This window comes from Microbacterium sp. Bi128 (assembly GCF_918698205.1).
On the sequence record NZ_CAKKMM010000305.1, the window covers coordinates 1 to 4999 of the forward strand.

General features: G+C 67.1%; 5 protein-coding genes. 3 read left to right on the forward strand and 2 right to left on the reverse strand.

Annotated features, from left to right (window positions below):
* The 3 genes from LQV45_RS17660 to LQV45_RS17670 all read left to right on the forward strand — a co-directional run.
* A partial coding sequence (locus LQV45_RS17660) for an NAD-glutamate dehydrogenase domain-containing protein (protein WP_230008142.1) occupies positions 1–2272 on the forward strand: 2272 nt, incomplete at its 5' end.
* A 160-nt stretch (positions 2273–2432) separates the two neighbouring features.
* Complete coding sequence (locus LQV45_RS17665) at positions 2433–2936, forward strand: GNAT family N-acetyltransferase (RefSeq protein ID WP_043436378.1); 504 nt, start codon at positions 2433–2435, stop codon at positions 2934–2936.
* 70 nt (positions 2937–3006) lie between these two features.
* Positions 3007–3441 carry an acyl-CoA thioesterase gene (locus LQV45_RS17670; RefSeq protein WP_079555099.1) on the forward strand — a complete coding sequence of 145 codons (435 nt, stop codon included), beginning with the start codon at positions 3007–3009 and terminating at the stop codon, positions 3439–3441.
* Here the strand turns inward: LQV45_RS17670 and LQV45_RS17675 are convergent.
* Complete coding sequence (locus tag LQV45_RS17675) at positions 3380–4432, reverse strand: FAD-dependent monooxygenase (protein ID WP_230008144.1); 1053 nt, start codon at positions 4430–4432, stop codon at positions 3380–3382. The genes LQV45_RS17670 and LQV45_RS17675 overlap by 62 nt on opposite strands.
* A gap of 44 nt (positions 4433–4476) precedes the next feature.
* Positions 4477–4869 (reverse strand): nuclear transport factor 2 family protein, encoded by a 393-nt coding sequence (locus LQV45_RS17680; RefSeq protein ID WP_230008143.1) that lies wholly within the window; start codon positions 4867–4869, stop codon positions 4477–4479.
* Between the last annotated feature and the right edge of the window lie 130 nt (positions 4870–4999).

A 4999-nucleotide genomic window follows, 5' to 3' on the forward strand; every position in this document is an offset into this window, starting at 1 on the left:
GAGGGAGGGCCTGGAATGCTACCGGACCTTCGTCCGCGGGCTGCTGGACATCACCGACAACCTGGTCACCACCGCCCACGGCGAAACAGTGGTGCCTCCGGCGCGAGTGGTGCGGCACGACGTCGACGACTATTACCTCGTGGTGGCGGCGGACAAGGGAACAGCGTCATTTTCGGACGCTGCGAACGCGGTGGCCGCGGAGTACGGCTTCTGGCTGGGCGATGCCTTCGCGTCCGGCGGGACCGCGGGCTATGACCATAAGCAGATGGGCATCACGGCCCGCGGGGCCTGGGAATCGGTGAAACAGCATTTCCGCGAACTCGGGATGGACTGCCAGGCAGAGGACTTCACAGTTGCCGGCATCGGCGATATGGGCGGCGACGTCTTTGGGAACGGGATGCTCCTCTCCCGCCACATCCGGCTGGTGGCGGCTTTCGATCACCGCCACATCTTTCTTGACCCGGCGCCGGATGCGGGGGCCTCGTTCGAGGAACGGCGGCGGCTCTTTGCCCTCCCCCGCTCATCTTGGGCGGACTACGATCCAGCACTGATCAGCGAGGGCGGTGGTGTCCATTCCCGCCGGGCCAAGTCCATCAGCATCACTGAACAGGTCAGGAGCTCTCTGGGCCTGGAACCGGGCACCGTGTCCCTGCCGCCACACGCTCTGCTTCAGGCCATCCTCCGGGCGCCCGTGGACCTGCTGTACAACGGCGGCATCGGAACTTACATCAAGGCCTCATCAGAGGCCAACACCGGGGTTGGCGACAAGGCGAACGACCCCGTCAGGGTCAACGGCAATGAGGTGCGGGCGAAGATCATCGCCGAGGGCGGGAACCTCGGAATCACGCAGCTCGGACGGATCGAGGCCGCCCTGGCAGGCGTCCTGCTCAATACCGACGCCATCGATAATTCAGCCGGCGTGGACTGCTCGGATCATGAAGTAAACATCAAGATCTTCGTGGACCGGATGATCGCGGCGGGAAAGATGCCGTCGCCGGAACGCGCCGGCTTCCTGCATTCCCTCACGGACGAGGTGGCCCGCCTTGTGCTGGCCAACAACGCGGACCAGAATGTCCTGCTCTTCAACGACCGGCACCTGGTGCGGGAATGGAGCCCGGGCTTCGAACGGACCATGGACTGGCTCGAGAACGCCACGGACCTTGACCGCAAGCTGGAGGGCCTGCCAAGCAACGAACAACTCAGGGAACGGCTGCGGTCAGGTGAGGGCCTGACCGCGCCGGAACTGTCGGTGCTGGCCGCCTACGCAAAGATCGAACTGGCAGCGGAGCTCAACGCCAGCGACCTTGCCGATGACCCGTGGTTCCGGCGCGTGCTCCGCGGCTATTTTCCACGCCAGCTGTCCGAACGCTTTGAAGCAGAGCTGGCGGACCACCCGCTGCGCCGCCAGATCGTGTGCACAGTGGTGGCCAACGACATGATCAATCTCGGCGGAATCACCTTCGCCTTCCGTGCCATCGAGGAAACCACTGCCACCGCCGCCGCCGTTGCCAGGGCCTTTGTGGTGGCGCGCGAGGCCTACGACCTGCCGTGGATCGTCACCCGGCTGGCCGCACTCCCCGCCGGATATCCCACCGAACACGTCGCCGAGGCGACGCTGCACATGCGCCGGATCCTCGACCGGGCCACGCGATGGTACGTGACGCATGACCATCGCGACCAGCCCGTGGCCGCGGCCTTGGACAGGATCATGCCCACCCTGGAACTGCTGCGGACCCGAACATTGGACTACCTCCGCGGCTCCGACCTGGACCGTGTGGAAGACAGAGTCACGCACTGGGCCGCCGTGGGGATGCCCCGGGAGCTGGGCCTGCGCGCCTCGGACCTGTTGGAGAGTTTCGGATTGCTGGACATCTCCCTGATCTCCGAACAGGTGCGCGAACCCATCCCCACTATTGCTGACCTGTACTACGCGGTGTTCCAGCGCATCGGCGCCGCGAACCTGCTGCTCAGCATCACCGACCTGCCCCGGCAGAGCCGCTGGGAGTCTCTCGCGCGGGCAGCCCTGCGCGACGATGTGTATTCCGCCGTAGCCGACATGACCGTCTCGGTAATGGCGACAACCCAGGGCCTGAATGCCACCGACGCCGGCACGTCCGATGCCGTGGAGCGCATCGTGGCCTGGGAACGCGGGCACCAGGAGCAGCTGGCACGGATCAAGGACACCTTCGCGGAAGTGACCAAACCGGGCCAAGTGGATATCGCCTCGATCTCCGTGGCGCTGAAACTCCTGCGGACACTGGTGCGCCGCTAGGCTGTGGCCGTCGCCACGTCGACCCGGAAAGTCGAGCCGGAAGCCGCAACTGCACTGCCATCCGCCCACAGTTCTCGCGACGCTTACCGGCAGGAAACACAGCCGAAACCGCTGGTGCCTAGCCTTGGACTGCATAACACTTCGGCGAATCGAGGCAGTGATGCAGACCAACCCGCGGCTCAACATCCGTCAGGTCACTTGGGCGAACCCCGTCGGAGCGGACCTGAGGGCAGCCCAGCAGGCGGAACTCGAGGCCCGCTTCGGCCGGCCCGACCACGAACCCGGCCCGCCGCCGTCGGAAGCGGACACGGCGGTGTTCCTGGTGGCGCACGACAAAGCCTCAGGCCAGCCGGTGGGCTGCGGCGGCCTTCGCATGCTGGACGCCACCACCGCTGAAATCAAACGCCTCTACGTACTGCCCTACACCCGTGGCTCAGGAGTGGCGAGCTCCATCCTCGCGGCCCTCGAAGCCCACGCCCACGCGCTGGGAATCACCACCCTGACTGCGGAGGCCGGCTCGGTGCAGACCGACGGCCGGCAGTTCTACGAGAACTCGGGCTTCGTTTCCGTGCCGAACTTTGGGCCTTATGTAGGCCTGGTGCACTCGTACTGCTACGCGAAGCCGATCGATTCGCACAGCGCCGCGCACACCGCCATGGCGTGAGGCCGCGCGCCGCCCCGGGCCGGCTGCGTCACACAACGCCGCCGGTCACGGAGTCGGCTAACCTCGCACTATGGAATCGGCCGACATCACCTTTCGCACCCGCAAATGGGTGCGGCCCGAGGACCTCAACGCCAACGGCACCCTGTTCGGCGGGAGCCTGCTGAAGTGGATCGACGAGGAGGCGGCCATCTACGCCATCCTGCAGCTGGGCAACGGCCGGGCCGTCACCAAATACATCTCCGAAATCAACTTCGTCAGCTCCGCGGTCCAGGGCGACCTGATCGAAATGGGCCTGACCGCGACCCGTTTCGGCCGGACATCGCTGACCATGCGGGCCGAAGTCCGGAACATGATCACGCGCCGCAGCATCCTCACCATTGATGAGATCGTCTTCGTGAACCTGAGCCCGTCCGGCAAGCCAGAGCCGCACGGCTATACCGAGATCACCTACGACCGGGACCGGATTCCAACGCACCATCTGACCGAGACCCTGGACCAGGACTAGCCAAGCCCAGCAGCGCGTCCCGCACAGGCTGGCCCCGCTCCGCCAGGGCCAGCCGCATCACGGCCGACGACGCCCACCGCAACGCCTGCGTGCGGAGGTGGCGCGCCCGGTTGTAGGCGCCCAGCGCCTCGTCCACGGGCCGGGTATTGAGCAGCGCCGCGAGGGTCACGGCATCGACCAGCGCCTCGCAGGCACCCCGGCCAAGGTTGGGTGTCATCGCGTGGGCGGCATCCCCGAGGAGTGCCACCCGGGCGCGGACATAGCTGCCAAGCGGCGGCGTCGTCCAGATCCGCTGCACCAGGGTTGTTTCCGGTTCCGCAGCGGCCAGGACGTCGCGGATGCCCGGGGCGTAGCCTGCGTAGCGGGCGCGGGTTTCCGCCAGGACCGCGGCGACGTCGAGGCTTCCGTGTCCCGCCCCGGAGCGGAACGCCGCGTACCAGTTGGTCCCGGCCGCCGCGGGACCAATCCCGAAGAGCTGCCCGCGGCCCCAGTATTCGCCCGTGTGCCCCCGCCACAGCGATCCGGGAACCACGCCGCGGACCGCGAGGTAGCGGGTGTACCGGGCACCGGAGCGGGCACCCCAGCAGCTGCGGCGCACCGCGCTGTGGACACCGTCAGCGCCCACCACGAGGCCGGCAGGACCGGGACGGACGACGTCGAGGCGGCCGGACACCCGGCGCACGCTGGCCGGGACTGCACCGTCGAGGAGCCGGACGAGATCAACCCGGGAGACGCCGATCAGCCCCGTCGCCTGCGCTGATGTCCATGCCCTGCCGGAGGCCGCCCGGACGGTCATGCCGTCGATCACCGGGCTGGCCTCCCTGACGGCGTCCAGGATGCCCAAATCGCCGAGGGCGCGCTGGGCCGCGGGCCACATGGCCAAGGATGTCCCCACGGTCGGGAGCCCGCACCGCTGTTCTGTGACCGTGACCTCGAAACGCGCGGGATCCAGCCGGGCTGCAAGAGCCAGCCCGGCGATGCCGCCGCCGATGATGGAAACAGCCTGCGGGCGGGGCCGATCAGGCGGTTGTTCGGTCAGGTCCAGAAGTCGTCTGCCTTGGCCGTGTCCTCGAAGAACTCCCGCCCTTCCGCGATCTGTCCGTCGCGAACCACGAACGTGATGACGGTAGGCATGTCCAGGGTTTTGCCGTTGGCTTCCCCGTGGGTTTGCTGGATCGCGACCGTGTGGTTTTCCCCGCCGACGATGTCCTCGACGTTGGCTTGGAAGTGACCTTGGGTGCGCGCGCCCAGTTCACCGAAGTACGCCAGAATCGCGTCGCGGCCCTGTTTGGTTCCGGATAGCACGCCGCTTCCGGCAACGTGCCAGACTGCGTCCTCCGCGAACAGGTCGCTGAGGGTCGCCATATCCCCTGCGTTGAAGGCCGTGTAACCCCGCCGGACCAGTTCAACATTCTCTTCGGTTCCCATGATCGGACACCTCTCCATCGTCCTTGTCGGGTCGTGCTGGGACGGTTCAAGGCTAGTCCTGGCCCCGGTGCCTGTCGACGGAAAATATGAGCCCCGCCGGGCCGCCGGCCTAGCTGTACTGCCCAGGGAG

Coding starts and splice junctions, on each gene's coding strand:
- LQV45_RS17665 (WP_043436378.1), top strand. CDS start 2,433: ATGCAGACCAACCCGCGGCTCAACATCCGTCAGGTCACTTGGGCGAAC.
- LQV45_RS17670 (WP_079555099.1), top strand. CDS start 3,007: ATGGAATCGGCCGACATCACCTTTCGCACCCGCAAATGGGTGCGGCCC.
- LQV45_RS17680 (WP_230008143.1), bottom strand. CDS start 4,869: ATGGGAACCGAAGAGAATGTTGAACTGGTCCGGCGGGGTTACACGGCC.